The sequence below is a fragment of the Seongchinamella sediminis genome (assembly GCF_003457605.1).
GTDB lineage: Bacteria > Pseudomonadota > Gammaproteobacteria > Pseudomonadales > Halieaceae > Halioglobus > Halioglobus sediminis.
Window position 1 is genome coordinate 189505 of the sequence record NZ_QRAN01000001.1, and the last position, 26816, is coordinate 216320.

At 65.9% G+C, this 26816-nt stretch carries 26 protein-coding genes and 1 other RNA gene; 23 read left to right on the top strand and 4 right to left on the bottom strand.

The window, feature by feature from the left end:
* Window positions 1-4 precede the first annotated feature (4 nt).
* From lpxD to rnhB, 5 genes are read left to right on the top strand one after another with little or no spacing between them, the layout of a single operon-like run.
* A complete protein-coding gene (lpxD, locus tag DWB85_RS00720; protein WP_338055612.1) occupies window positions 5-1018 on the top strand; it encodes a UDP-3-O-(3-hydroxymyristoyl)glucosamine N-acyltransferase in 1014 nt (337 codons plus the stop codon).
* 49 nt (window positions 1019-1067) lie between these two features.
* Entirely contained in the window at window positions 1068-1499 is a 432-nt protein-coding gene (gene fabZ / locus DWB85_RS00725) for a 3-hydroxyacyl-ACP dehydratase FabZ (protein WP_117952222.1), read from the top strand.
* Window positions 1496-2266 carry an acyl-ACP--UDP-N-acetylglucosamine O-acyltransferase gene (gene lpxA / locus DWB85_RS00730; RefSeq protein WP_117952224.1) on the top strand — a complete coding sequence of 257 codons (771 nt, stop codon included), beginning with the start codon at window positions 1496-1498 and terminating at the stop codon, window positions 2264-2266. Before fabZ ends, lpxA begins: the two co-directional genes overlap by 4 nt.
* A gap of 23 nt (window positions 2267-2289) precedes the next feature.
* Window positions 2290-3420, top strand: a complete 1131-nt coding sequence (lpxB, locus tag DWB85_RS00735; RefSeq protein WP_476707468.1) for a lipid-A-disaccharide synthase — start codon at window positions 2290-2292, stop codon at window positions 3418-3420.
* The gene (gene rnhB / locus DWB85_RS00740) at window positions 3413-4015 is read left to right on the top strand and encodes a ribonuclease HII (protein WP_117952228.1); all 603 of its coding nucleotides are present in this window, start codon (window positions 3413-3415) and stop codon (window positions 4013-4015) included. The genes lpxB and rnhB overlap by 8 nt, the downstream gene beginning before the upstream one ends.
* Window positions 4016-4024: 9 nt before the next feature.
* Here rnhB and DWB85_RS00745 read toward each other — a convergent pair whose 3' ends face one another.
* From DWB85_RS00745 to DWB85_RS00760, 4 genes are all read right to left on the bottom strand, one after another.
* The gene (locus DWB85_RS00745) at window positions 4025-4600 is read right to left on the bottom strand and encodes a BON domain-containing protein (RefSeq protein ID WP_117952230.1); all 576 of its coding nucleotides are present in this window, start codon (window positions 4598-4600) and stop codon (window positions 4025-4027) included.
* 6 nt (window positions 4601-4606) lie between these two features.
* Complete coding sequence (locus DWB85_RS00750) at window positions 4607-5149, bottom strand: SIS domain-containing protein (protein WP_162845954.1); 543 nt, start codon at window positions 5147-5149, stop codon at window positions 4607-4609.
* A 61-nt stretch (window positions 5150-5210) separates the two neighbouring features.
* Window positions 5211-5564, bottom strand: coding sequence for a YraN family protein (locus DWB85_RS00755; RefSeq protein WP_117952234.1), 354 nt, complete (start codon window positions 5562-5564; stop codon window positions 5211-5213).
* Between the two features lie 37 nt (window positions 5565-5601).
* A complete protein-coding gene (locus tag DWB85_RS00760) occupies window positions 5602-7398 on the bottom strand; it encodes a penicillin-binding protein activator (RefSeq protein WP_117952237.1) in 1797 nt (598 codons plus the stop codon).
* 89 nt (window positions 7399-7487) lie between these two features.
* Here DWB85_RS00760 and rsmI point away from each other — a divergent pair, with 89 nt between their 5' ends.
* The 18 genes from rsmI (at window position 7488) to lpxC (ending at window position 26749) form a co-directional block, all read left to right on the top strand.
* Window positions 7488-8303: a 16S rRNA (cytidine(1402)-2'-O)-methyltransferase gene (rsmI, locus tag DWB85_RS00765; RefSeq protein WP_275399553.1), complete on the top strand. Its 816-nt coding sequence runs from the start codon at window positions 7488-7490 to the stop codon at window positions 8301-8303.
* A 31-nt stretch (window positions 8304-8334) separates the two neighbouring features.
* Window positions 8335-8686: RNase P RNA component class A (rnpB, locus tag DWB85_RS00770), an RNA gene on the top strand.
* A gap of 357 nt (window positions 8687-9043) precedes the next feature.
* Window positions 9044-9499, top strand: coding sequence for a division/cell wall cluster transcriptional repressor MraZ (gene mraZ / locus DWB85_RS00775; RefSeq protein WP_117952241.1), 456 nt, complete (start codon window positions 9044-9046; stop codon window positions 9497-9499).
* Window positions 9500-9508: 9 nt separating this feature from the next.
* On the top strand, window positions 9509-10426 hold the full coding sequence (gene rsmH / locus DWB85_RS00780; protein WP_205422632.1) for a 16S rRNA (cytosine(1402)-N(4))-methyltransferase RsmH: 918 nt from the start codon (window positions 9509-9511) through the stop codon (window positions 10424-10426).
* The gene (gene ftsL / locus DWB85_RS00785) at window positions 10423-10758 is read left to right on the top strand and encodes a cell division protein FtsL (protein ID WP_117952245.1); all 336 of its coding nucleotides are present in this window, start codon (window positions 10423-10425) and stop codon (window positions 10756-10758) included. Before rsmH ends, ftsL begins: the two co-directional genes overlap by 4 nt.
* The gene (locus DWB85_RS00790; protein WP_117952247.1) at window positions 10755-12497 is read left to right on the top strand and encodes a peptidoglycan D,D-transpeptidase FtsI family protein; all 1743 of its coding nucleotides are present in this window, start codon (window positions 10755-10757) and stop codon (window positions 12495-12497) included. The genes ftsL and DWB85_RS00790 overlap by 4 nt, the downstream gene beginning before the upstream one ends.
* Window positions 12497-13963, top strand: a complete 1467-nt coding sequence (locus tag DWB85_RS00795; RefSeq protein WP_117952249.1) for a UDP-N-acetylmuramoyl-L-alanyl-D-glutamate--2,6-diaminopimelate ligase — start codon at window positions 12497-12499, stop codon at window positions 13961-13963. Before DWB85_RS00790 ends, DWB85_RS00795 begins: the two co-directional genes overlap by 1 nt.
* On the top strand, window positions 13960-15333 hold the full coding sequence (locus DWB85_RS00800; protein WP_205422633.1) for a UDP-N-acetylmuramoyl-tripeptide--D-alanyl-D-alanine ligase: 1374 nt from the start codon (window positions 13960-13962) through the stop codon (window positions 15331-15333). The genes DWB85_RS00795 and DWB85_RS00800 overlap by 4 nt, the downstream gene beginning before the upstream one ends.
* Entirely contained in the window at window positions 15333-16415 is a 1083-nt protein-coding gene (gene mraY, locus DWB85_RS00805; protein ID WP_117952251.1) for a phospho-N-acetylmuramoyl-pentapeptide-transferase, read from the top strand. Before DWB85_RS00800 ends, mraY begins: the two co-directional genes overlap by 1 nt.
* Before the next feature lie 23 nt (window positions 16416-16438).
* Entirely contained in the window at window positions 16439-17782 is a 1344-nt protein-coding gene (gene murD / locus DWB85_RS00810) for a UDP-N-acetylmuramoyl-L-alanine--D-glutamate ligase (protein WP_338055613.1), read from the top strand.
* A complete protein-coding gene (ftsW, locus tag DWB85_RS00815; RefSeq protein WP_162845955.1) occupies window positions 17779-18927 on the top strand; it encodes a putative lipid II flippase FtsW in 1149 nt (382 codons plus the stop codon). The genes murD and ftsW overlap by 4 nt, the downstream gene beginning before the upstream one ends.
* A complete protein-coding gene (murG, locus tag DWB85_RS00820) occupies window positions 18917-20023 on the top strand; it encodes an undecaprenyldiphospho-muramoylpentapeptide beta-N-acetylglucosaminyltransferase (RefSeq protein WP_239017181.1) in 1107 nt (368 codons plus the stop codon). The genes ftsW and murG overlap by 11 nt, the downstream gene beginning before the upstream one ends.
* The gene (murC, locus tag DWB85_RS00825; RefSeq protein WP_117952256.1) at window positions 20013-21449 is read left to right on the top strand and encodes a UDP-N-acetylmuramate--L-alanine ligase; all 1437 of its coding nucleotides are present in this window, start codon (window positions 20013-20015) and stop codon (window positions 21447-21449) included. Before murG ends, murC begins: the two co-directional genes overlap by 11 nt.
* Window positions 21446-22369: a D-alanine--D-alanine ligase gene (locus DWB85_RS00830; RefSeq protein WP_117952258.1), complete on the top strand. Its 924-nt coding sequence runs from the start codon at window positions 21446-21448 to the stop codon at window positions 22367-22369. The genes murC and DWB85_RS00830 overlap by 4 nt, the downstream gene beginning before the upstream one ends.
* 5 nt (window positions 22370-22374) lie before the next feature.
* Window positions 22375-23286 carry a cell division protein FtsQ/DivIB gene (locus DWB85_RS00835; protein ID WP_162845956.1) on the top strand — a complete coding sequence of 304 codons (912 nt, stop codon included), beginning with the start codon at window positions 22375-22377 and terminating at the stop codon, window positions 23284-23286.
* Between the two features lie 13 nt (window positions 23287-23299).
* Window positions 23300-24538: a cell division protein FtsA gene (ftsA, locus tag DWB85_RS00840; protein WP_117952262.1), complete on the top strand. Its 1239-nt coding sequence runs from the start codon at window positions 23300-23302 to the stop codon at window positions 24536-24538.
* Between the two features lie 52 nt (window positions 24539-24590).
* Window positions 24591-25760 (top strand): cell division protein FtsZ, encoded by a 1170-nt coding sequence (gene ftsZ / locus DWB85_RS00845; protein WP_117952264.1) that lies wholly within the window; start codon window positions 24591-24593, stop codon window positions 25758-25760.
* A gap of 74 nt (window positions 25761-25834) precedes the next feature.
* Entirely contained in the window at window positions 25835-26749 is a 915-nt protein-coding gene (gene lpxC, locus DWB85_RS00850) for a UDP-3-O-acyl-N-acetylglucosamine deacetylase (protein ID WP_117952266.1), read from the top strand.
* The last annotated feature ends 67 nt before the right edge of the window (window positions 26750-26816 follow it).

Sequence of the window (26816 nt, forward strand, 5' to 3'; positions counted from 1 at the left end):
TGGCGTGATCACCCTCGGGGAGCTGGCGCAGCAATTCGACCTGCAGCTGGCAGGCGATCCCCGGCACCCCGTTGCCGGGCTGGCGACGCTTGCGGGAGCTGGGCCTGACCAGGTGAGCTTCCTGGCCAACCGGAAATATGCCGACCAGCTGGCGGCTACCCGGGCGGCGGCGGTAGTGATTCAACCCGAACTGGTCGATCAGTGCCCGGTAGCGACACTGGCAACGCCGGATCCCTACCTGGCCTTCGCCCGCCTCAGCGCGATCTTTGACCGCGCTCACACTGGAGCCGCCGGCATTCATCCCACTGCCACCGTCTCTGCCGAGGCGCGGATAGCGGAGAGCGCGACGGTGGCCGCCAATGCGGTGATCGAGGCCGGGGTCGAGATTGCCGAGGGGGCCAGTATCGGCGCCAATTGCTATGTTGGCGAGCACAGCCAGGTAGGCGCCAACTCGCGCCTGAACCCGGGAGTTGTGATCTATCACGATGTGCGCCTCGGCGAGGCCTGCATCATTCACAGCCAGGCGGTGCTGGGCGCGGACGGTTTTGGTTTTGCGCCGGCGGAGGACGGCTGGGTAAAGATTCACCAGCTCGGCGGCGTGCGCATCGGCGACCGGGTCGAGATTGGCGCCTGTACCACCATTGATCGCGGGGCATTGGAACACACCGTGATTGAAGACGGGGTTATCATCGACAACCAGGTACACATCGGCCACAACTGTCGCATCGGAAAAAATACCGCGATCGCCGGTTGCACCGGTATGGCCGGAAGCACGATTATAGGGGCCGATTGCACGCTTGCGGGCGGTGTCGGTCTGGTCGGTCATATCGAAATCTGTGACGGCGTGCACGTCACCGGCATGACCATGGTGACCCGCTCAATCAAGGAGCCGGGCGTCTATTCTTCCGGCGTGCCAATGGCAACAAACAGGGACTGGCGCAGGAACGCGGTCCGGTTCTCCCAGCTGGAGAGCATACACAAACGGCTTGTCGCCCTGGAAAAAGGTGGCGAAGCTTAGGGCCAACCCAGTTAGTGTGAACAGGCCCTGGTAAAAGGAACATCCGCCCATGATGGAAATCGACGAAATCCGCGAGCACCTGCCGCACCGATACCCCTTCCTGTTGGTAGACCGGGTGGTGGAGCTCAAGCTCGGAGAGTCCATCGTCGCCTACAAGAACCTGAGTATCAACGAACCGTTTTTTAACGGCCATTTCCCGGAGAAGCCCGTGTTTCCCGGCGTGCTGCTGGTTGAGGCGATGGCCCAGGCGGCCGGCATCCTCGGGTTCAAGACCATGGGCAAGACACCGGCTGACGGCTCGATCTACTACTTTGTCGGCGCCGATAACCTGCGCTTCAAGCGCCCCTGCGTTCCCGGCGACCGGGTGATGCTGAGGGCCTCAATCGTCTCCGACCGTCGTGGCATCTGGAAATTCGACGTCAGCTCCGACGTGGACGGGCAACTGGCGGCCTCCGCGACCATTCTCTGTGCCGACAGATGATCCACGAAACGGCCATTGTCGACCCGGGGGCGCGTCTGGCCGACGACGTTAGCGTCGGCCCCTGGAGCGTGATTGGTCCGCAGGTGGAGATTGGCCCGGGTACCGTTATCGAGCCTCACGTGATTGTTCGCGGGCCAACAACGATTGGTGCCGGCAATCACATTTACCAGTTCTCCAGCATCGGCGAGGCCACCCCCGACCTCAAGTACCGCAACGAGCCCACCCGCCTGCAGATCGGTGACAACAATATCATCCGCGAGAACGTGACCATACACCGGGGCACGGTGCAGGACCGGGCGGAAACCACGATAGGCAACGACAACCTGATCATGGCCTATGTGCACATCGGCCACGATTCGGTGCTGGGCAACAGCACCATCCTGGTCAACAACACGGCGCTGGCGGGCCATGTGCACGTGGGTGACTGGGCCATACTCAGCGGCTATACCCTGGTCCACCAGTTCTGCAAGATCGGCCCCCACAGTTTCAGTGGTATGGGCACCGCCATCGGCAAGGATGTTCCCGCCTACGTGACGGTCAGCGGCTCGCCGGCGGAAGCCAAGACCATCAACGTGGAGGGCCTGCGTCGCCGCGGTTTCTCCGCGGAAGCCATCAGCCAGCTGCGGCGGGCGTTCAAGATTCTCTACCGCCAGGGCCTGACCCTGGAACTGGCCCTGCAGCGGCTGGAGAGCATGCTGCGCGAGACCCCCGAAGTACAGGTGTTGATCGACTCTGTGCGCGCCTCCGAGCGGGGTATTGTGCGCTGACTGACACCCTGCGCATTGGGGTACTGGCCGGCGAGGCCTCCGGAGACATTCTCGGTTCGAGGGTGCTGGAGGCCCTGCACAAGCATTACGACGAGATTATCGTCGAGGGCATTGGCGGACCGCTGATGGAGGCCCAGGGCCTGCGCAGCATGTTCCCGATGGAGCGCCTGTCGGTCATGGGCTTTGTCGAGCCCCTGAAACGCCTGCCCGAACTGTTGCGCATACGGCGCAGCGTCTTCGAGCACTTCCGCGATAACCCGCCCGATCTCTTCCTCGGCATCGACTCGCCGGATTTCAACCTGCGGCTCGAGCGCAAATTGCGCGACTGCGGTATCCGGACCGCCCACCTGGTCAGCCCGTCGGTGTGGGCCTGGCGCCAGGGGCGCATCAGGAAAATCAGGAAGTCGGTGGATCTCATGCTCTGCCTGTTTCCGTTTGAGCTCCAGGTCTACCGTGACAACGGCGTGCCGGCGGCATTTGTCGGCCACCCGCTGGCCGACGAACTGCCGCCGCGGCTGGACCCGGTAGCTGCGCGGCAGGCCTTGCAATTGCCAGCCGAGGGCAAGCTGCTGGCGCTGCTGCCGGGAAGCCGCAGCGGTGAGGTGAGCCGCCTGGCGCCGGTGCTGCTGGGCGCGGCGCGCCTGCTTTGGCAGCAGAACCCCGGCCTGGCCTTTGTCCTGCCCGCGGCCAACCCGGATCGGGAGCAGGAATTGCGCGAGCTGCTGGCCAGCCAGGCCGATCTGCCGCTTACTCTTGTCGCCGGTCGCTCGCGGGAAGTCATGGCGGCCGCTGACGCGGTGTTGCTGGCCTCGGGTACCGCCACCCTGGAAGCCGCCCTGGTCAAGCGCCCGATGGTGGTCACCTACCGCATGGCGGCACTGTCCTGGTGGCTGGTTACCAGGCTGGTAAAGATCAGTTTTGCCGCGCTGCCCAACGTGCTGGCGGGGCGCTCCCTGGTACCGGAACTGCTGCAGGAGGCGGCCACGCCGGAAGCCGCTGCCGCCGCGGTCGCACCGCTGTTGTCAGGGGCCGCCTCCGGGGAGCAGTTGCAGGCCTTTGACCAGATTCACGAGCAGTTGCGGCAGGGCTACGGTGAGAAAAGCGCGCTGGCGCTGAAGGCGCTGGCCGGGGGCGAGAGCGCCGGCCATGGATGAGCTGTTCCAGGTCGACTACGAGGGGCCGGATATCGCCGGTGTCGACGAGGTTGGCCGCGGGCCCCTGGCGGGGGATGTGGTCGCCGCGGCGGTGATACTCGACCCGGCCCGGCCGATTGCCGGACTGCGCGACTCCAAGAAACTGAGTGAATCCCGCCGCGAGGCCCTGGCCGGCGAGATTCGCCAGCGGGCGGCGGCCTGGGCGGTGGCGCGGGCTTCGGTGGCGGAAATCGATGAGCTCAACATCCTCCAGGCCTCGTTGCTGGCGATGAAGCGGGCGGTGGCGGCGCTGTCACCGCAGCCGGGATACGTGCTGGTGGACGGCAACCGCCTGCCGCGCTGGTCGTATCCATCCGAGCCGGTGGTGAAAGGCGATGACCGGGTGCCGGCCATTGCCGCGGCCTCCATCCTGGCCAAGGTGCAGCGCGACCGCGAACTGGTCGCCCTGGAACGAGAGTATCCGGGCTACGGCTTCGCCGCCCACAAGGGCTATCCCACCGCCGCTCACCTGGAGGCCCTGCGGGCCCTGGGGGTGACGCCGGTACATCGGCGCAGCTTCGCCCCTGTGCGGGCTATGCTCGCGGTGGGCGGCTGACGCGCGCCCTCAGTCCAGCAGTTCGAACAGTTTTACCACCCGCTGCACCCCGGAGGTGCTGGCGGCCTCGGTGGCGATGCGTTCGGCCTCTGCACGGGTCGCCAGCCCCATCAGGTAGACGACCCCGTTTTCCGTAACCACCTTGACCCGCTGACCCTGGATGTCGGAACTGGCAAGCATGAAGGCCTTTACCTTGCTGGTAATCCAGGTGTCGGAGGTGCGGGTCATGGCCGAACTGGGGGCGGCAATTTCCAGCTCGTTGTAGATGCGGCGCACGCCGCGTACTTTCCTGACCACCTGGGTTGCCTGGTCCTTCATGGCCTGGGTCGGGACCTGTCCGGCAATCAGCACGTAACCGTTGTAGCTCACTATTACCAGGTGGGCATTGTCAAAGGCGTCGTTGGCGGCGCGCACGTTGACCATCGCCTTGGTTTCAATGTTTTCGTCCTCAATCCAGCTGCCGAGGGTGCGTTGGCCCTCGTCCTCCTCGATGGAGTCCACCTCCATGGTCGCCAGCAGGCTGCCGCAGCCGCCCAGGGTCAGCAGTCCCAGGCTGAAAAGTGTGAGAAACAGTGGTCGCATCATGTATTGCTATTCCTGGTGGTAATCGCCGAAAAGGCTGGTTTCTATCAACTGGCAGAGGCCCAGGGCGACCATGGTGTGTAACTCCACACACTGGCCGCGCTGCCGGGCCTCCACCGCAATGTGCACATCGCCGGCATTGAGTGCCGCCGCCAGGCTGCCGTTTAAGGCGTTGCCCATGGCGACTACCGGCATGCCCTTTTCCCGCGCCGCATGCAGCGCCCCGGCGCAGGCCGAGCGCTCCGGCCCGCTGTCGATCACCAGCAGCAGGTCGCTGTCGGCGGCCAGCGCCCGCACCTGGCGGGCCAGGGCGTGGCCTGCCGCATCTTCTTGCAGCGCAGCTCCCGGCCCCAGATTGAACGCGGGCAGGGCGGGGCGCTCCCGCGCGGGATTCTCCAGCAGCAGGCTGCAGAAGAGTTGCGCCAGGGCGGCGTCAAGGCCCAGCCCGCAGCAGAAGATCTTGCCGTCATTGAGCAGGACCTGGGTCATCATCTCACTGCCGCGGGCAATGGGCTCCGCCAGCTGGTCCACCGACATGGCGACAGCTTCCATGGTCTGTTGAAAGCGCCCGGCGATTATCTGGTAGTGATCCATAAGTCAGTGTGAACAGGCCCTAGTTGGTAAATGCCCCCGCTATCCAGTCAGGGCTGGCACGGGATTGTCGCGGTTCAAAGGCAATGACGTCAAATCGGCAGGGCAGCTGCGCCAGTTGCGGGTGCTGTTGCAGGAAGAACTGGGCCGTGCGCAGCAGCTTGCGCTGCTTGCGCCGGTCCACCGAGGCCGCCGCGCTGGTGAACCTGGGATTGCCCCGGGACCTGACCTCGACGAATACCAGGTACTGCCCGTGCCTGGCGATGAGGTCAATCTCACCACAGCGGCAGTGGTAATTGGACTGCAGGATCCTCAGCCCCCGGTCCTGCAGGAAGCGGGCCGCCTGGGCCTCGTAGTAGGCGCCGGCTCCAGCCATGGCTTGCTCCCGGTCTCACAGCGAGAGCAGATTTTACCTACAGGGGCCGCAGCCGGTCGCCATCAAAAATGGCCGCGGGCAGCTCTCTTTCCATCTGCCGCTGCGGGTTCATGCTGAGCAAGCCGGTCTCGCCGGCGATCAGGGCATCCGGCCCGGCCCGCAGCTGGCCCAGTCGCGACTGCAGCAGGTAGGCGTCCGCGCCCAGTGCGTTGAGCCGTGTGTAGTGATCGCTGTTGGCCTCGCTCAGCGCCTGGCGCAGTGGCTGCCTGGCAGCCAGCAACCAGGGCAGGTCGACGATAATGGTGTTGTCCAGATCCCTGTTGCGGGCATCGTAGTGGGCGCCGTAGACGCTGGAAGTGGCGTAGACGGGCAGCGCCCCGGCGTAGTGGAAAGCGAGCAGTGGCTTGATCGCACGGGCCTCGTCGGGGTTGCGGCTGAGCATGAAAATTGCGTCCAGGTCCGCCCGGCGGCGCGGGGTGAACTCGACATTGGTGGCCAGCATATCCCTGACCTGGCGCCTGCGCTGCTCACTGGCTTCAATGCCGAGGCCGCTCTTGACCCCGGCCGAGTAGTCATCCTGGCCGGTGTAGGTGATGCTGCGGGCAATACTGCCGCCCAGCTGGCGCCATTGCTGGGCCAGGCTGGTTTCCATTTTGTCACCCCAGCTGCCGGCGGGCCTGAGGATCAGGGCGCGACGGGCGCCGTTGCCAAATGCCAGTCTGGCCAGCTGCCGCGCCTCGTCTTCCGGCGCCAGGGCCAGCTGCACCAGCGCCGCGCCATCATAGGATGTCGCCGTATCGATCCGGTTCAGGGCGATAGTGGGTACGGTCCGCTGGCCCTGCGCGGCCAGTTCCGCCACGGCGTTTTTGCGCAAGGGGCCGATAACCAGTTGCGCCCCCTGTTGGACCGCCGCGTTGTAGGCCTCGCTGGCGCTGCCGTAAAGATCGGAATCGAGAACCTTTACCTTCTCCGGCGCCTCGCCGACGCTCCTGGCCGCAAAGTAGCTGGCCAGGTAACCATCGCGTATGGCCTTCCCCGCCGGTGCCAGCCGTCCGCTCAGCGGCAGTACCAGGGTTACCTGGGCCGGTGAGGGGGCCGGGTTAACCGAGTAGGCCAGCCCGCCGGGGAGAGGGTCGCCGGCGGGATGCCCGGGGTAGCTGGCCTGCCACTGGCCCAGCTCCGTCGCCAGCAGGGAGCGCTGTTTGCCGGCGACTCGCGCCAGGTCCAGCCAGCCCAGCCAGGTCTGCTCCGTTGCCCCCTCCCGCGCGGCATCGATCTCATCAGCGCTGCAGCGCGCCAGGTCGCGCCAGATACTGCGTTTCAGGGCCGCTTGATCCGCAGTTGGTGCCATGGCCATGATCCGCACCCCCAGCCGGGCGCTGTCCAGGTAGTCCCGGCGCAGGTCCAGCAGGTGGCGCTGGAAGTTGTGTACGCGGTAGGCGATCGCGGGGTTGAGCTCCGCCCCGTCCAGCGCTGCCAGTCGTGCCGCGGCCGCCCGGGAGTCGCCGCGCAGGTGCTCGATGCGGGCCGCCAGGTAGTCGCGGTAGGCGAGGTCGTCTGCGCTCAGTGGCTCCTGGTCCAGTTCCGCCAGGGCGCTGGCGGCACTCATCCAGTCCAGCTGTGCCAGCGCCTCGCCGGCGGCGGAGAACGTGGCGGCGTACACCGAGGGTGGCAGGGTCAGGTCGCTGGTCTCCGGTGTCCGCAACTCCTCCGGCTCGGCAATGGCCTGCTTGCCTGCCGTCTTGTCAGTGGGGCCCGAGGCACAGGCCTGAAGTATCAGGGCGCTCAGCAGCAGTGCCGCCAGCTTGAAAAAATGGGTTTGTCTGTCGCTCATGCTATGCTGTTTTGCTCGCCAGTTAGTCACCCGTCCCGCGGACGGACTGCATAGTATAAGGGGAAAACGTGGAGCCAGGGCTCTATATTGTGGCCACGCCAATTGGTAACCTCGGGGATATGAGCAGCCGGGCGATCGCGGTGCTGCGGGATGTGGACCTGATCGCCGCCGAAGATACCCGCCACAGCCAGCGTCTGCTGCAGCATTTCGCCATCGACAAGCGGCTGGTCCCCTATCACGATCACAGCGACGGGCGCAGCCAGCAACGCATCGGCGAGGTGCTGGCTGCCGGTGGCAGCGTGGCCCTGATATCCGATGCGGGCACGCCGTTGATTTCCGATCCGGGCTACCGGCTGGTGCGTGACATGCAGGACCGGGGCCACGCCGTGCGACCGGTGCCGGGGCCCAGCGCCGCCATCGCCGCCCTCAGCGTGTGCGGCCTGCCCACCGACAGCTTTCGCTTCGTGGGTTTTTTGCCGGCCCGGGCCGGGGCCCGGGAGAACGTCCTCAGGGCCCTCGCCGACGAGACAGCCACGCTGGTGTTTTATGAGGCGCCGCACCGCATAGCGGCCAGCCTCGCCGCCATGGCGCAGGTGTTCGGCGCCAGTCGCGAGGCGGTGCTGGCCCGGGAGATCACCAAAACCTTCGAAACCGTGCGCCGTGCGCCACTGGCCGAACTGGTGGAATTCGTCAGCGGTGACGGCAATCAACAGAAGGGCGAGATCGTGTTGATCGTTGCCGGGCAGGCGGGCGCCGTGGCAGCGCTGGATGCGCCCACGGCCCGGTTATTGCGCGCGCTGGCCCGGGAGTTACCGGCGAAAAAGGCGGCCGCGCTGGTGGCGGAGCACAGCGGTCTGCGGAAAAAGGAGCTTTACAACTACCTGCTCTCGGTAAAAGACGATTGAGGCCGGCCGCCGCTGCTGTTAGGCTTGCCGCCGAGCCGGTCAGGCGATCGCTCTCCGCTGCCCCCGGGCGGTGGAGGGAGGAAAGTCCGGGCTCCACAGGGCAGGGTGCCAGGTAACGCCTGGGGGGCGAGAGCCTACGGAAAGTGCAACAGAAAGGATACCGCCTGCCTCGGCAGGTAAGGGTGAAAAGGTGCGGTAAGAGCGCACCGCGCGGCTGGTAACAGGCGCGGCGATGGTAAACCCCACCCGGAGCAAGACCAAATAGGAATCCATTGACCGCGGCCCGCGGTGGATTCGGGTAGGTCGCTTCAGGCAGCCGGCGACGGCTGTCGCAGATGAATGGTCGTCCACGACAGAACCCGGCTTATCGACCGGCTCACCGAACAGGCCCCGCAGCGCCAGCGCGTTGCGGGGTTTTTTTTGTGGTTGGCGATCTGGCCTGCTCCGTCTTATTCGATTTCGGACTAAAAAGCGGCAATAAAAATAAAAAAACAGCCTGTAACTTAAAGTGATTCCTGAGGAGTCTGCTTTATGGGGCTGTTTTGTTGGATTTTTTGCCCCGCGGATTATCGTGAAGCTGCCTTGAAAAGTGCCGTAAAGGCCTGAATTTACAGTATTTTTTAGATGTGCCCGCGGTTGACGGGGGCAGTGTGGCGGGCCTATAGTGTCGAAAAGTGGATATAAGTGGGTAAATCTGTCTTTTTGTGGGTTTGAAGGGCAGGTGAGTGGGGAAATCTGGCGTGTTTCGTGGAGTACAGCACATTAATATGGACGCGAAGGGGCGGCTGGCGATACCAGCGCGCCAGCGCGAGCCATTGCTGTCCCAATGTGACGGTTGCATCGTCATTACCATCGATACCCAGTCCAAGTGCCTGGTAGTGTACCCGCTGCCCGAGTGGGAGCGGATAGAAAAAGACATCCAGGGTCTTCCCGCGCTCAACCCGGCGGTAAAGCGTTTCCAGCGCCTGGTGCTGGGCTACGCCACCGATATCGAACTGGACAGCAACGGCCGCCTGTTGCTGCCCCAATCCCAGCGTGAATATGCGCAACTGGATAAGAAGCTGGTCCTGGTAGGGCAGGGCAACAAGCTGGAAATCTGGTCAGAGGTCCTCTGGTTGGCAGAACAGGAGCAGGCGCTGGAGGACTCCGGTCCCGATGCAATACTGCCCGACGAACTCCTCTCCCTGAAGCTGTAGGTGACCAACATGCACCAGACAGTATTATTACGAGAGGCAGTCGAAGCTCTGGTAACGGCGCCCAGTGGCACCTACGTCGATGGCACCTTTGGCCGCGGCGGCCACAGTCGCCTGGTGCTGCAGCAGCTGGATGCCGATGGCCGCCTGCTGGGGGTAGACAAGGACCCGGTCGCCTGCGACTACGCGGCGCAGCTGTGCGCCGAGGACTCCCGCTTCAGTTTTTACCACGGCTCCTTCGCCGATCTGCCGGCCCGGCTCGAGGCTGAGGGTATCGATGCGCTGGATGGCATTCTGCTGGACCTGGGGGTCAGCAGCCCGCAGCTGGATGCAGCCGGGCGCGGCTTCAGTTTCATGCAGGACGGCCCGCTGGATATGCGCATGGATACCTCGCGCGGCGAGACCGCCGCCCAGTGGCTGGCCCATGCCCCGGTGGAAGATATTGCCGAGGTGTTGAAAGAGTACGGCGAGGAGCGCTTCGCCAAACGCATCGCGGCTGCGATCGTGGCGGCGCGGGAGGAGGCCCCGCTGACCACCACCGGGCAGCTGGCCCGTGTTGTCAGCGCGGCCAATCCGCGCTGGGAGAAGCACAAGCACCCGGCTACCCGGGCCTTCCAGGCCATCCGGATCAAGGTCAATCGCGAGCTCGACGACCTGGCCGAGCTGCTGGCCGCGGCGCTGGACATGCTCAAGGTCGGCGGGCGGCTGGTGGTGATCAGCTTTCATTCCCTCGAAGACCGCATGGTCAAGCGCTACATGCGCGATATGGCCCGCGGGGAGCAGTTGCCCGCCGGGGTGCCGGTCACCGACGCCGCCCTCAACCGGCGGATGAAGCTGGTCGGCAAGGCGGTCAAGGCCTCGGCAGCCGAGGTCGGGGATAACGTGCGGGCCCGCAGTGCGATCATGCGGGTGGCGGAGAAAATCGCATGAGCGCGCGCATGGCAGGCACCACCATGGTGACCGCAGCGGTCGCTGATCGCCGCACTGCGTCCGCCCGGCCGCTGCTGTGGCTGAATATCGGCACCCTGTTGCTGGTGCTGGCCTCAGCCTTTGCGATCATCCATTCAACCCACAGCAGCCGCGAGCTGTACACCCACCTGCAGGTACTGGAGTCGCGGCAGTGGCACCTGCAGGAAGATTACGGCCGGCTGCTGCTGGAGGAGAGTACCTGGGCCTCCCATCACCGGGTGGAAAAAGTCGCCCGGGAAGAACTGGGCATGGCGGAGCCTGACCTCGCCCGCTACCGGGTGGTGACGCGATGAAAACGGTGGGCAGAAAACAGCCGCAGAAAAAAGCGGCCCTGTGGCGGCTTTATCTGGTGGTCGGGCTGCTGTTGAGCATGCTCTCGCTGCTGGTGGGCAGGGTGTTGTCGCTGCAGATTCTCGATACCGAGCGCGGCTACGCATTCCTGCAGAACCAGGGCGAGGCGCGTTCCCTGCGCACCGCGGAGATACCCGCCTACCGGGGGGTGATTACCGATCGCCGCGGTGAACCGCTGGCGGTGAGCACCCCGGTTGTGTCCATCTGGGCTGACCCGCAGCGGCTGGCTGGTTCCGAGCGCCTGCCGGAACTGGCGGAGAGCCTGGGTATGCCCCTGGCGGAACTGGAGCAGCGGCTGGCCCGCTACGAGGGCAAGCGCTTCATGTACCTGCAGCGCCACCGGGTGCCGCACGAGGCCCGGGAGATACTTGCCCGGCGCTTTCCCGGGGTTTACGGCGAGCGGGAGTACAGGCGTTTCTATCCCGCGGGCGAGGTGGCCGCGCAGCTGGTGGGCTTTACCAATGTCGACGATGAAGGAATTGCCGGCATTGAACTGGCCTACGATGAGTGGTTGCAGGGCAGCCCGGGGAAGAAGCGGTACATCAAGGACCTGCGCGGCAACATGGTGCGCGATATCGGCGTGGTCCAGCCTGCCGCCCCGGGCAAGGACCTGCGGTTGAGTATCGACCTGCGCCTGCAGTACCTGCAGCACCGCGAGCTGCGCCGGGCGGTCACCGCGGCCCGGGCGGAATCCGGCAGCGTGGTGACCCTGGACGCCCGCACCGGAGAGGTGCTGGCCATGGTCAACTATCCGGTCTACAACCCCAACAGCCGCAGGAACATGGAAGCGGCCAATATGCGCAACCGGGCGATCACCGACACCTATGAACCCGGCTCCACCATGAAGACCATGACCCTGGTGGCGGCCCTGGAAAGCGGCCGCTACACCACCGACACCCTGATCGATACGGCGCCGGGCTGGATCCGGGTGGGCCCCAAGACTTACAAGGACCCGCGCAACTACGGTGAGGTCACCCTGTCACGGGCCATCGAAAAGTCCAGCCAGGTGGGGGTGACCAAACTGGCGGTGGAACTGGGTCATGAGCCCATCTGGGAAGTATTCCAGCGCTTTGGTATCGGCGCGCCGCTGGGCACCGGTTTCCCGGGCGAGAGCAGCGGCCTGCTGCCCAATCGCCCGCGCTGGTACTCAACGGAGAGAATCTCCCTGGCCTTCGGTTACGGTATCACCACCACGCCGCTGCAGCTGGCACGGGCCTATACTGCGTTTGCCACCGGCGGGCTGCAGCGCCCGGTGTCGCTGCTGGCGCTGGACGGCGATGTGCCGGAACCGCGCCGGGTGGTGTCCCAGGCCGTGGCCTCGCAGGTCCTCGGGGTGCTGCACGCGGTCACCGGTGAGCACGGCACCGCCCGCAAGGCGCGGGTGGAGGGCTTCAACGTGGCGGGTAAAACCGGCACCGTGCGCAAGGTGGGCCCCGGCGGTTACATCGAGGATTCCCACGTGGCCCTGTTTGCCGGGCTGGCACCGGTGGATGATCCGCGGGTGGTGACCGTGGTGGTTATCAACGATCCCAAAGGCGAGGACTATGGCGGCGGCGCGGTGGCGGCGCCGGTATTTTCCGCGGTGACCAGGGGCGCCCTGCGATTGCTGGGGGCCACCCCCTCCGAGTTTCCCGAAGAAGCAGTGGTGGCCAGCGGCCGCCTGCGGGAGGGTGCCGCCTGATGCCCGCGCTGCCACTGTCACAGCTACTGGATATGCCGGAGTGCCCCGGAGCACAGACCCCGATCAGCGGTATTGCCCTGGACAGCCGCCGGGTGGGCGCCGGCGACCTGTTCCTGGCCATACCCGGCGAGGTTCACGATGGTCGCCAGTTCATCGAGCAGGCGGTGGCCAGCGGTGCGGCCGCCATTGCCGCCGAGCCGCCGGTCGCCGGTTTTGTCGAAGCCCTGCCGGTGCCCGTGGTGGAAGTGCCGGACCTGCAGCAGGAGTCGGGCCATATCGCCTCCCGCTTCCACGGCCATCCCGCCAGCGGCCTGCATATGGTGGGGGTGACAGGTACCAATGGTAAAACCACTACCAGTCGCCTGGTGGCCCAGTTACTGCGCTTGCTGGGCCGGTCCTGCGGGGTGATCGGTACCCTCGGCGCCAGCCTCGACGAGGACGTCAGCCAGGGCGGCAATACCACGCCGGATGCGATATCCCTGCAGTGCCAGCTGGCCAGCTGGCGCGACCAGGGTGTATTCGCGGTCAGCATGGAAGTGTCTTCCCACGCGCTGGTCCAGGGCCGGGTCAACGGGGTCGAGTTCGAGACCGCGGTGTTTACCAATCTCTCCCACGATCACCTGGACTACCACGGCAGCATGGATGCCTACGGCCGGGCCAAGCTGGCGCTATTCGCCACCGAGGGCCTTAAGCACGCGCTGGTCAATCTCGACGACGAGTTCAGCGCCCGGATCCCGGCGGTGGTCGAGCCCGGGGTGAACGTATACAGCTATTCGATCAGCAACCCGGCGGCGGACATTTTCGTCGAGCAGGCGGACTTCAGCGCTGGCCGGGTCAACGGCCGCCTGCGCACACCCTGGGGCAGCGGTGAATTCAGCAGCCCCCTCCCGGGCGACTTCAACCTGGCCAACCTGGCGGCGGCGGTGGCTGCCGCGGTGCTTGCCGGTGAACCACTGGCGCAGGTGCTGGCGGCGGTTTTTCGGCTGCGGCCGGTACCGGGCCGGATGCAGTCCCTGGCCAACGAGGCCGGTTTGCAGGTCATTGTCGATTACGCCCACACCCCGGATGCGCTGGAGCAGGTGCTGGCGGCACTGAAGCCGCATGTGCCGGGACGCCTGGTTGCCGTGTTCGGCTGTGGCGGTGACCGCGACCGCGACAAGCGCCAGGTCATGGGGCGGGTCGCCTGCACCCTGGCGGACAAGGTGTGGGTGACCAGCGACAACCCGCGGGGCGAAGATCCGGTCGCCATCCTGGCGGATATCGAGACCGGCTGCAGCGGCGACTACACCCTGGAGGCGGACCGGGCGGCAGCGATCGCCGCTGCGATTGCCGGCGCCACCGCTGGCGACTGCATCGTCATCGCCGGCAAGGGGCATGAGGACTACCAGATCGTGGAGGGCGAGTACCTGCATTTCAGTGACGAGGAGCACGCGCTGGCGGCGCTGGCGGGGAGGGGTGGCCGATGATGCGTGCCATGTCCCTGGCTGAACTGCAGCAGCCCCTGGCAGGCCAGCTGCTGGCTGCTGATGCCAGCTTCAGCACGGTCTTTACCGACAGCCGCCAGGTTGTCGCTGGCGGCCTGTTCGTGGCCCTGGTGGGCGAACACTTCGATGGCAACGATTACATCGCCGAGGTCGGCGCCGCGGGGGCGGCAGCCGCCCTGGTCAGTCGTGCCGCGGATACCGGGCTGCCGCAGCTGCTGGTTGCCGACACGCAGCAGGCGCTGGGCCGGCTCGGCGCCTGCAACCGCGATCTCTACCAGGGGCCGCTGGTGGCGATTACCGGTTCCTGCGGCAAGACCACGGCCAAGAACCTGATCAACGGTGTGCTGTCCCGCCGGGGCAATACCCTGGCGACCGCGGGCAATTTCAACAATGAGATCGGGGTGCCCCTCACTCTGTTGCGGCTGGCGCCGGAGCACGAGTTCGCGGTGGTGGAAATGGGCGCGGGAAAGCCCGGGGACATCGCCTGGCTGTGTGAGCTGGGCCGGCCCAACGTGTCGGTGCTGCTCAACGCCCTGCCTGCTCACCTGGAGGGGCTCGGCAGCCTGGAGGGTGTGGCCCGGACCAAGGGTGAAATTTTCGATGCCCTGGGAGCCGGAGATACCGCCATCATCAATGCCGACCAGCAGTGGGCCGGCGACTGGCGGCAGCGCGCCGGGGCGGCCACGGTGCTGGACTTCTCCGTTGCCGGCCAGCCGGAGGCGGCCATTGCCGCAACCGGCTTTACAGCCCAGGGGGCTGCCGGGTCCCGGTTCAGCGCCCGCACTCCGGCGGGACCGATTGAGGTCCGGCTGCAGCTGCCGGGAGAGCACAACGTGGCCAACGCCCTGGCGGCGATCGCCGTCGGCCTGGCCTGCGGCCTGGAGCTCGCGGAAATCAGTGCCGGCCTGGCGTCGGTGGCGCCGGTGGCGGGACGCCTGTCCACTGTGCCCGCGCCCAGCGGCGCGCTGGTGATCGACGACTGTTACAACGCCAACCCCGGTTCCGCCCGGGCGGCCATCGATACCCTGGTCGCCAGCGAGGGGCGCAGCGCCCTGCTGATGGGGGCGATGCGGGAGCTGGGCGCAGACAGCGCAGAGCTCCACCGGGAACTGGGAGAGTATGCCAAGGCGGCCGGCGTAGAGCAGTTCTGGGGGGTGGGCGACGAGTTGCGGGAGGCGGTAAGTGCTTTCGGTGAAAAGGGCCGCTGGTTCGCCGACTGCGAACAGGCGGCACTGGCGGCGGCCGACGCCTTTGGCGCCGGCGATACGATACTGATCAAAGGTTCCCGGGGAGCCCGAATGGAGCGTGTATTGCAAGCGTTGGTCCCGAAGGGGCCGGGCGGGGAGAGCTGATGCTACTGTTACTGGCCCAGTACCTGACCCAGTTCGAGAGCTCCTTCGCGGTGTTCCAGTACCTGACCCTGCGCGGCATCCTGGCCACCGGTACCGCCCTGGCCATATCCCTGCTGGTTGGCCCGGCGATGATTCGCCGGCTGAGCTATCACCAGGTGGGGCAGGCGGTGCGCGACGATGGCCCCCAGAGCCACCTCAGCAAGGCGGGTACGCCGACCATGGGCGGGGCCCTGATCCTGGTGGGGATCGCCATTTCCACCCTGCTGTGGTCGGACCTCACTAATCCCTACGTGTGGATTGTGCTGCTGGTCACCGCGGTGTTCGGTGCCGTTGGCTGGGTGGACGACTACCGCAAGGTGGTGGAGAAAGATTCCCGCGGCCTGCCCGCGCGCTGGAAGTACTTCTGGCAATCGGTGGCCGGCCTGGCGGCGGCCTGTTATCTGTACTTCGCCTTCGATACGCCGGTCACCACCGAACTTTACCTGCCCTTTCTCAAGGACTTTTCCTGGAGCATGGGGCCGCTGTTCATCCTGCTGACCTACTTCGTCATTGTCGGCTCCAGCAATGCGGTCAACCTGACCGACGGCCTGGACGGCCTGGCGATCCTGCCCACGGTCATGGTCGGCGGCGCCCTGGGTATTTTCGCCTACCTGACCGGGCATGTGGATTTTGCCCGCTACCTGCAGATTCCCTATGTCGCCGGCAGCGGCGAGCTGGCGGTGTTCTGTGGCGCCATAGGCGGCGCCGGGCTGGGCTTTTTGTGGTTCAACACCTACCCGGCCCAGGTGTTCATGGGCGACGTGGGCGCCCTGGCGCTGGGCGCGGCGCTGGGCACGGTGGCGGTGATTACCCGCCATGAAATCGTGTTTTTCATCATGGGCGGGATTTTCGTGCTGGAGACCGTATCGGTGATTCTGCAGGTGGCCTCGTTCAAGCTGACCGGCAAGCGGATTTTCCGCATGGCGCCGATACATCACCACTACGAATTGAAAGGTTGGCCGGAACCGCGGGTGATTGTGCGGTTCTGGATTATCACAGTCATGCTGGTCCTGTTCGGGCTGGCAACATTGAAATTACGCTAGAGATGCAGGCAGTGGCACAGGATTTGATTGCAAGCAGTGAGCACCGGGTAGTCGTCGGCCTTGGCGTCACCGGTTTGTCCTGCGCGCGCCACCTGTACCGCCAGGGAGCCAGCTTCAGCGTGGTGGATACCCGCGAGCGGCCCCCGGGCCTGGAGGAGTTGCGCCGGGAAATGCCCGGGGTGGCGGTTTACGCCGGCGCCTGGCCGGAGGATTTGCTGGCATCGGCAGCGGAGCTGGTGGTCAGCCCCGGCATCGCCCTCGAGGAACCGCTGGTCGCCGATGCGGTGGCCGCGGGGGCACAGGTGATTGGCGATATCGACCTGTTCGTGCGCGAGGCGCAGGCCCCGGTCATCGGCATCACCGGCTCCAATGCCAAGTCCACCGTGACCGAACTGGTGGGGGCCATGGCGCGGCAGGCCGGGCTCAACGTCGGCGTTGGCGGCAACCTGGGGACACCGGCGCTGGACCTGCTGGCGGATGAGCGCCAGCTGTATGTGCTCGAGCTGTCCAGCTTCCAGCTGGAACGGGCCGGCAAGCTGGGGCTTGCGGTGGCCACCGTGCTCAACGTCAGCGCCGATCACCTTGACCGTCACGGCAGCATGCCCCGTTACCACCAGGCCAAGCACCGTATTTTCTTCGGCTGCGCCAGCGCGGTGTGCAACAGTGACGACCCGCTGACCACGCCCCTGCTGGAAGAGCGCATCCCGGTCATCCGCTGGCGCATGGGCGAACCGGAGCTCAAGGGCTTCGGTCTGCGCCAGGAGGCGGGACGGACCTACCTCAGCCGCGGTTTCGAGCTGCTGCTGGCAGTCGATGAGCTGCCCATCAGCGGCCGGCACAACCAGGCCAATGCCCTGGCGGCCCTGGCCCTGGGTCATGCGGCGGGACTGCCGACCGGGGCGATGCTGGCCGCGCTGCGGGCCTTTCGTGGCCTGCCCCACCGCTGCGAACTGGTGGCCGAAGTGGCCGGGGTGCGCTTCATCAATGACTCCAAGGGCACCAATATCGGCGCCACCGAGGCGGCGCTGGCGGGGCTCGGTGGTGAGCGGGACATCCTGCTGATCGCCGGCGGACAGGGCAAGGGCGCGGATTTCAGCGGGCTGCGGCAGGCGGTACAGCGCCACTGCCGGCAGCTGCTGGTGATGGGCGAGGACGCCCCGGCGCTGGCAGCGGCGCTGGGGGACGTGGTGCCGGTGACTGCGGCAGCAAGTATGGCCGAGGCTGTGTCGCTGGCGGCAGCCGACGCCCGCGCGGGGGATACCGTGCTGTTGTCTCCCGCCTGTGCCAGCTTCGACATGTTCAGCGGTTACCAGGCCCGGGGCGATGCCTTCCGGGCGGCGGTACTGGCCCTGGGAGGTGCGCAATGAGCCGTGCCGCCACTGCGCCGGTCACTGCCACCCTGCCGGACCCGACCCTGCTGGGCATCAGCCTGGCGTTGATCCTGGTGGGGCTGGTCGCCATCAGCTCGGCGTCCATCGAGTACGCCGAGATCAACTACAACAGCGCCAGCTTCCACGCGCTGCGCCACCTGATCTACATGGCCGCGGCGGCGGTGGCGGCGCTGGTGGTCTACCGTATTCCGCTGGATTTCTGGGAGGAAACCGGCTGGGCATGGCTGTTCGCCGCCCTGGGCCTGTTAATCCTGGTGCTCATTCCGGGCATCGGCCGCGAGGTGAACGGCAGCCAGCGCTGGTTACCGATCGGGCCTTTCACCCTGCAACCCTCGGAACTCGCCAAGCTGGCGATGATTATTTACCTGGCGGGCTACATGGTGCGCCGCGAACACGAGGTTCGCAACGAGTGGCAGGGATTCCTCAAGCCCATGGCGGTACTGTTCGCCGCCACCCTGTTGCTGATGGTGGAGCCGGACTTCGGGGCCACGGTGATCGTCGCCGGCAGTGCCTTCGGCATGCTGTTTCTCGCCGGCGTCAAGCTCGGCCATTTCCTGCTGGTGCTGGCCGGCGCCCTGGCGGCCCTGCTGGTGCTGGTGGTGAGCGAACCCTACCGGGTGCAGCGGCTGACCGCCTACACCGATCCCTGGGCCGATCCCTACAACACCGGCTTCCAGCTGACCCAGTCCTTGATCGCCTTTGGCCGCGGTGAGTGGCTGGGCGTCGGCCTGGGCAACAGCGTGCAGAAACTGTTCTACCTGCCCGAGGCGCACACCGACTTTGTGTTCTCCATCTGGGCGGAGGAGACCGGCTTTGTCGGCGCCCTGGCGGTGATCCTGCTCTATGCGGCGCTGATCGGCCGCATCCTGTGGACCGGCCGTGCCGCCCAGCTGGCGGCCTATCCCTTCGGCGCCTATCTCTGCTACGGCGTGGCGCTGGTATTTTCCGGTCAGGCCTTCGTCAACATGGGGGTGAGTTCGGGGCTGCTGCCCACCAAGGGGCTGACCCTGCCCTTCGTCAGTTACGGCGGCACCAGTCTTATTGTCAGCTGTGTGATGCTGGCGCTGGTGCTGCGCGTGGGCCAGCGGGTAGGTGGTCAGGGAGGGCGGCGTGAAAACTAAGTCCAAAGGCACAATCCTGGTCATGGCCGGGGGCACCGGTGGCCACGTTTACCCGGCACTGGCGGTGGCCGAGGAGCTGCGCCAGCGCGGCTATCAGGTGGAGTGGGTAGGCACCCGCCGCGGTCTGGAGCAGCGGGTGGTGCCGGCGGCCGGGTTCCCGATTCATTACCTCGCTGTGCGCGGCGTGCGGGGCAAGGGCCTGGCCGATCGCGTCAAGGGCATCCTGCTGCTGTCACTGGCCTCGCTGCAGGCCCTGTGGCTGGTGTTGCGGACCATGCCCCGCTGCGTGGTGGGCATGGGCGGCTATGTGGCCGGGCCGGCGGGCGTCGCCGCCTGGCTGCTGCGCCGGCCGCTGTTGATACACGAACAGAACGCGGTGGCCGGGACCACCAACCGGATGCTGGCGCCCCTGGCGCGCCGGGTGATTGCCGGTTTTCCCGGGGCCTTTCGCGGTGACGTGGACTACCAGGTGCTGGGTAACCCGGTGCGCGCCGACCTGCTCGCATCGGCGGCATTGCTGGCCTATGACTATGACGGCGAGCGGCCGCTGCGCCTGCTGGTGCTGGGGGGCAGCCTGGGCTCGAAGCCGATTAATGACGTCATCCCCGGTGTGGTCCGGCGCCTGCTGCGCGGGCGCCAGCAGGCGCCGATCGAGGTCTGGCACCAGGCGGGAGACCGCCATGCCGATGCCGTGGCGCAGCTCTACGGTGACCTGCTGACTGACACTGTCAGGGTGGTGCCCTTTATCGAGGACATGGCGGCGGCCTATGGCTGGGCAGACCTGGTGATCTGCCGCGCCGGCGCCCTCACGGTGTCCGAACTGGCGATTATGGGCCGGCCGGCCATCCTCATTCCCCTGCCGCATGCCATCGATGATCACCAGAGCGCCAACGCCCACTCGCTGGCGGACCCCGGCGGCGCGATCCTGTTGCGCCAGAGCGACATGAGCGAAGACGCCCTGCTGATCGCCCTGCGGGCTTACATGGAGTATCCCGGGCGCCTGCGCACCATGGCGCAAGCGGCGCGCGGGGTGGCAACGCCGGAGGCGGCGCGCCAGGTGGCGGACGAAGTGGAGGCACTGGTCGATGCAGCTTGACAGGAATGTCTACACGGTACCGGAGATGCGCCGGGTCCGGCGGATTCACATGATAGGCGTGGGCGGCACCGGTATGAGCGGGATTGCCGAGGTGCTGGTAAACCTCGGCTACCAGGTGACCGGCTCCGACCTGCGTGACAGCGCGGTGACCGCCCGCCTGCGGGACAAGGGCGTGGAAGTGTTTATCGGCCACCGTGAGGACAACGTCGGCGCCGCCGATGTCGTGGTCAGCTCCAGCGCGGTGGACGAAAGCAACCCGGAAGTGGCGGCTGCCCGGGAGGCCAGGATTCCGGTGGTGCCGCGGGCGGAGATGCTGGCGGAACTGATGCGCTACCGCCACGGCATTGCGGTGGCGGGCACCCACGGCAAAACCACCACCACCAGCCTGATCGCCAATATTTTTGGTGAGGCCGGTCTGGATCCGACCTTTGTCATCGGCGGGCTGGTCAACAGCGTGGGCAGTAATGCCCAGCTGGGCGCCAGCCGCTTCCTGGTGGCCGAGGCGGATGAGAGCGATGCCTCCTTCCTGCACCTGCAGCCGATGGTTACCGTGGTCACCAATATCGAGGCCGACCATATGGACACCTACGGCGGGGACTTTGCCGTCCTCCGCCGGACCTTTCTCGAGTTCCTGCACAACCTGCCGTTCTACGGCGTGGCGGTGCTGTGCGTGGACGACCCGGTGATCCGCGAGTTGCTGCCGGACGTCAGCCGCCAGGTCATTACCTACGGTTTCGCCGAGGACGCGGACTTCCGCATCAGCGACATGCAGCGCCGCGGCCTGACCACCGAATTCGTGGTGCAGCGCCCGGCCGGGGAGCCCCTGGCTGTCAGTCTCAACATGCCCGGCGAGCACAACGTGCTCAACGCCACCGCGGCGGTGGCCGTGGCCTGCGATGAGGGCCTGGAAGATGCCGCTATCCAGGCCGGGCTCGCCGGTTTTGCCGGGGTTGGCAGGCGCTTTACCTGCATGGGTGAGCTGGCTGTGCCCGCCGGTACCGCACTGCTGGTCGACGACTATGGCCACCACCCGACAGAGGTGGCGGCCACCCTGGACTCGGCGCGCCAGGCCTGGCCGGAGCGGCGGGTGGTCATGGTCTACCAGCCACACCGTTATTCGCGAACCCGCGATCTGTACGAGGATTTTGTCGCCGTGTTGTCCCGCTGTGATGTGCTGGTATTGCTGGATGTGTACGCCGCCGGTGAAGAACCCATACCCGGGGCGGACAGCCGCAGCCTGACCCGCAGTATTCGCCAGCGCGGCCAGCTGGAGCCGATTTTCGCCGAGCGTGTCGAGGACGTGCGGCAGATACTGGACTCGGTGGTCCAGGACGGCGACGTGGTGATTACCCAGGGCGCGGGCAATATTGCCGCGCTGGCGCGGGAGCTGGCGCAGGCCGCAGAGCAGGCCGGAGGTAAGGCATGAGCAGAGCTGAACTCAAGCAGTTGACCATTGCCGTGCTGCTCGGCGGCACCTCGGCGGAGCGCGAGGTCTCCCTGCAAAGTGGCAGGACGGTCTCGGATGCGCTGCAGTCCCTGGGTTACAGCGTGCGTGACGTGGACCCCGCCGAGGCCGACTGGATGGCCCGGCTCGAGGGGGTCGGTTTTGTCTTCAATGCCCTGCACGGCCCCGGCGGCGAGGACGGCACCATGCAGGGCGCGCTCGCGGCCCTGGGCATTCCCTACACCGGCTCGGGTGTGCTGGGATCGGCGCTGGCCATGGACAAGCGGCGCAGCAAGCAGTTGTGGCAGGGCATAGGCATTGCCACCGGTGGCTTCGAGCTGCTGGCCGCCGACACCGACTGGCAGGCGGTCATAGACCGCCTGGGCAAAGTGTTCGTCAAGCCGGCCTGTGAGGGCTCCTCGCTGGGAATGGCCCCCGCCCGGGATGCCGATGAGCTGCGCCAGGCCTACCACAACGCCCTGGGCTACAGCGGCGGGGTGCTGGCGGAAAAATTTATCGATGGCCCCGAGTACACCGTGGCCATACTCGGTGACCAGGCCCTGCCGTCCATCCGCATGGAAACCGACAACGAATTTTACGACTACGAGGCCAAGTACCTATCCGATGACACCAGCTACCACTGCCCCAGCGGCCTCGATGCGGCGGCGGAGCGCGAGGTCGGCGAGCTGGCCCTGGCGGCCTTCCGTTCACTGGGCTGTGAGGGCTGGGGGCGGGTGGACACCATGCGCGACAGCGATGGCCGCTTCTATGTACTGGAGGTCAACACCATACCGGGGATGACTTCCCACAGCCTGGTGCCCATGGCCGCGCGCGAGGCAGGCATGGACGTGCCGGCGCTGGTGGAGCGGATTCTGCAACTGGCCTGGGAGGCACAGGGCTGATGGGCGTGGCGATCAAACTGCCGCAGCTGCGCCTGCGCCACAGCGAGCGGCCGGCGCCGGCGAAACGCAAGCGCAAGCCAGCGGCGCCCGGCCATGAGGCGCCGGCAGCCAGCAGGCGCCAGCGTCATGGCGCCGCCAAGGGGGCGACCCGCAAGGTGGCCGCGGCGGCGGCTGAAAAGCAGCCGCGCAACTTCCGCTGGCTGAACCGGATACTGATCCTGCTCGGCGTGGGCGTGGTGTCAATTGCCGCCCTGCAGGCCTACATCACCCTGCAGAGTATCCCGGTGGAACGGATTACGGTGACCGGCGAACTGGAGCATACCCGGACCGCGGCGGTACAGGACATGGTCTACCCGGCCCTGGCCGGTGGCTTCCTCGGTGCCGACCTGGGCCGGGTGCAGCAGCAGCTGGAGGGCCTGCCCTGGATTCGCCAGGCCAGCGTGCGCCGGGTATGGCCCAACGCGCTGGAAATCCATGTAGTGGAACAGCTGCCCATCGCCCGCTGGGGCGAACAGGGCTTCCTCAATCACGAGGGCGAGGTGTTCCGCCCCAGCCAGCGCAAGGCCTGGCAAACACTGCCGGTGCTGTCCGGCCCGGAGGGGCAGGCGCCGGCGCTGATGCGCAATTACCAGCGGCTGGTGGACCTGCTCAAGCCCATGGGCCTGAGCCTTTCGGCCCTGGCCGTGGACGACCGGGCCCAGATGACAGCGACCCTCAGCGGCGGCCAGTTACTGAAAATCGGCGGGGTCGACTTCCTGGAGCGGATGAACCGCTTCAAGACCGTGTACCGGGCGGAGCTGGCGGCGCAGATGGAAAACATTGAAAGCATAGACCTGCGCTACGAGCGCGGGCTGGCGGTGGCCCTGCGGCCGACCGCCGCAGACACAGACGCAACGGGCGAGAATGATAAGGCGTAGGGGAGACACTGCCATGGGCAGCGCGCAGGACAAGAGAATGATCGTCGGTCTCGACATTGGCACCTCCAAGGTGGTGGCCATTGTCGGCGAGATCGGCATGGACGGGGAAATCGAGATTGTGGGGATCGGCTCCAATCCCTCCAAGGGGATGAAAAAGGGCGTGGTGGTCAATATCGAGTCCACCGTGCAGTCCATCCAGCGGGCGGTGGAGGAAGCGGAGCTGATGGCGGGCTGCCAGATCCACTCGGTGTACGTCGGTATTGCCGGCAGCCATATCCGCAGCCTCAACTCCCACGGCATTGTCGCGATCAAGGACAAGGAAGTGTTCAGCGCCGACCTGGAACGGGTGATCGACGCCGCCCAGGCGGTGGCCATTCCCGCCGACCAGAAGGTGCTGCACATCCTGCCCCAGGAGTACGTGATCGATAACCAGGAGGGCATCAAGGAGCCGCTGGGTATGTCCGGGGTGCGGCTGGAGGCCAAGGTGCACCTGGTGACCTGCGCGGTCAACGCCGCCCAGAATGTCGAAAAGTGCATCCGGCGCTGCGGCCTGGAGGTGGAGGAAATCATCCTGGAGCAGCTCGCCTCCAGCTACTCCATCCTCACCGAGGATGAGCGCGAGCTCGGGGTCTGCCTGGTGGACATCGGCGGCGGCACCACCGATATCGCCATTTTCACCGAGGGTTCCATCCGCCATACCGGGGTGATTCCCATTGCCGGCGACCAGGTGACCAACGATATCGCCATGGCCCTGCGCACCCCGACCCAGCACGCCGAGGAAATCAAGATCAAGTATGCCTGCGCCCTGACCCAGCTGGCGGGGCCCGATGAAACCATCAAGGTGCCCAGCGTTGGCGACCGGCCGCCGCGGGACCTGTCCCGGCAGTCGCTGGCGGAGGTGGTGGAGCCGCGCTACGACGAGCTGTTCACCCTGGTCCAGGCGGAGCTGCGCCGCTCCGGTTTCGAGGACATGGTGCCCGCGGGCATCGTGCTCACCGGCGGCACCTCGAAAATGGAAGGGGTGGTGGAGCTGGCGGAAGAGATATTCCACATGCCGGTGCGGGTGGGTTACCCGCAGACCGTGCAGGGACTGAACGACATCGTGCGCAACCCGATCTACGCCACCAGCGTGGGCCTGTTGCAGTACGGCGTGGACCACATGGACGAGGGCGGGGCAGGCCCCGCTCGCGCCAGTGGTTCCAGCGACAGCTGGATTGCCCGGGCCCGGGCCTGGCTGGCAAGTAATTTTTAAGCGGTAGACCGTCGCGCGCTAGCGCGGCTTTTCAATAAAGGGGAGAAAAACCATGTTTGAACTGATAGACAACGTACCATCCAATGCGGTGATCAAGGTGATCGGCATCGGCGGCGGCGGCGGTAACGCCGTCAAGCACATGATCGACAACTCGGTGGAGGGCGTGGATTTCATCTGCGCCAATACCGACGCCCAGGCCCTGTCGGACATTGAGTCCAAGACGGTGCTGCAACTGGGCGGCGATATCACCAAGGGCCTCGGCGCCGGCGCCAACCCGGAAATAGGCCGTGCCGCCGCCATGGAGGATCGCGAGCGCATCGCCGATTCCCTGCGCGGGGCGGATATGGTCTTCATTACCGCCGGCATGGGCGGCGGCACCGGTACCGGTGGCGCCCCGGTGGTGGCCGAGGTTGCCCGCGAGCTGGGTATCCTGACCGTTGCCGTGGTTACCCGCCCGTTCCCGTTCGAGGGCAAGAAACGGCTGAAAATTGCCCAGGAGGGGGTCTGTGAACTGCAGGAGCACGTGGACTCGCTGATCACTATTCCCAATGAAAAACTGCTGGAAGTGCTAGGTAAAAATACCAGTCTCCTCGATGCATTTAAGGAGGCAAATGATGTATTGTTGGGCGCAGTTCAGGGTATCGCCGATCTGATTATCCGCCCTGGCATGATCAACGTGGATTTCGCCGATGTGCGAACCGTGATGTCAGAAATGGGTATGGCGATGATGGGCACTGGCAGTTCCAAAGGTGAGAATCGCGCTCGCGAGGCCGCCGAAAGAGCCATAAACAGCCCCCTCCTGGACGACATAGATTTGCAGGGTGCGCGCGGAATACTGGTTAACATCACCGCCGGCCTCGATCTCGCTCTTGGTGAGTTCGCCGAAGTTGGCGACACGATCGAGGAATTTGCATCCGAAGAGGCGACAGTTGTAGTCGGTACGGTTATCGATCCAGAGATGACCGACGAGCTCAAGGTGACCGTGGTCGCCACCGGGCTGGGTGCGGAAGCGGCACGGACACCGCTGCAGGTGGTAGACACGGCACCCAAGCCGGCGGCAGCCGCAACGGAGACCGACGAGGCACCGGACTACCGGGACCTGGATCGTCCCGCGGTACAGCGCAGGCAGCGCGCCGCCGGAGGCCAGAATACGGCTGTCGCAGCAGACGCAGATGAGGAGTATTTCGATATTCCCGCTTTCCTGCGTCGACAGGCTGACTAGCGGGTCGCACCGGGAGAAGTCCCCGGTGTGGCCTGGCAGCCGTTAAACGGCAACAGGCTACGGTTGGGGTTACTATGATTCGACAGCGTACGTTGAGAAATGCGATCAAGGCGACAGGCGTCGGCTTGCACACGGGTGACAAGGTGTACCTGACGCTCGCGCCTGCGCCGGTGAATACCGGTATCGTTTTTCGTCGGACTGACCTGGACCCGGTGGTGGAAATCCCCGGCCGGGCCGACAACGTTGCTGACACGACCCTGTCCACCGGCCTGCTGGCCAATGGCGCCAGTGTGTCCACCGTGGAGCACCTGATGGCAGCCATGGCTGGCCTGGGTATTGATAACGCCTATGTGGATGTCAGTGCCCCGGAAGTGCCGATCATGGACGGCAGTGCGGGTCCGTTCGTGTTCCTGCTCCAGTCCGCGGGCATCGAGGAACAGAACGCGCCGAAGAAATTTATTCGCATCAAGCGCAAGGTCACGGTCGAGGACGGCGACAAGGTAGCCAGCTTCCTCCCCTTTGATGGCTTTAAAGTCTCCTTTACCATCGATTTTGACCACCCCGTGTTCCGCGATCGCTCTGCCCACGCCGAAGTGGACTTCTCCTCTACTTCCTTCGTCAAGGAAATCAGCCGGGCGCGTACGTTCGGCTTCATGCACGAGATCGAGTACCTCCGCTCCAAGGGCCTGGCCCGGGGCGGCAGCGTCGACAACGCCATCGTCGTTGACGAGTACCGTATCCTCAACCAGGACGGGCTGCGTTACGACGATGAGTTCGTGCGCCACAAGGTGCTGGACGCCATCGGCGACCTGTACCTGCTGGGCAACAGCCTGATTGGCGAATTCCGCGCCTACAAGTCAGGCCACGCCCTCAACAATGCCTCATTGCGGGCGCTGATCGCCCAGCCCGACGCCTGGGAGGTGGTGACCTTCGAGGACGAGGCCGCCGCGCCGATCTCCTACTCCCTGAGCCCGGTCGCCGTCGCCTAGGGGCGGTATCAGGCCCGGATAGACCCTGGCCCGGTAAAGCGCCCATGACGGCGACTGAGGGCGTGGT